This is a genomic window from Klebsiella sp. K47, assembly GCF_051858335.1.
Taxonomy (GTDB): Bacteria; Pseudomonadota; Gammaproteobacteria; order Enterobacterales; family Enterobacteriaceae; genus Klebsiella; species Klebsiella pneumoniae.
This window is the reverse complement of record NZ_JBPYUI010000361.1, coordinates 1-228: the sequence shown is the minus strand read 5'-3', so window position 1 is coordinate 228 and position 228 is coordinate 1. Positions and strand designations below refer to the sequence as shown.

General features: G+C 56.6%; 1 pseudogene. It reads left to right on the top strand.

Features of this window, described 5'->3' with window-relative positions:
- Positions 1–68 precede the first annotated feature (68 nt).
- Positions 69–228, top strand: a pseudogene (copL, locus tag RRF55_RS28385) (transcriptional regulator CopL); the annotation flags it as partial.

The following is a 228-nucleotide window of genomic DNA, read 5'->3' as shown; positions in this document are numbered from 1 at the left end:
ACATCTCAGGCTTACTTGAGATTTTGTTCACGACCGATACACGCGCGCCTTGTCTAAAGTGATATACCATGTCGCCCGTGTCAGCCTCCTCACTTCTACTGCGACTGTTCCTGATCGCCATGCTCGTGCTTAACGGCGCGTGGTCGGCGTTTGCGTCCGTCAGTATGAACCCGGTCATGGAAGAGCAGGCCAGCGAAGTGGCTGCCGCGGTGCAAGGCGACGAAGACT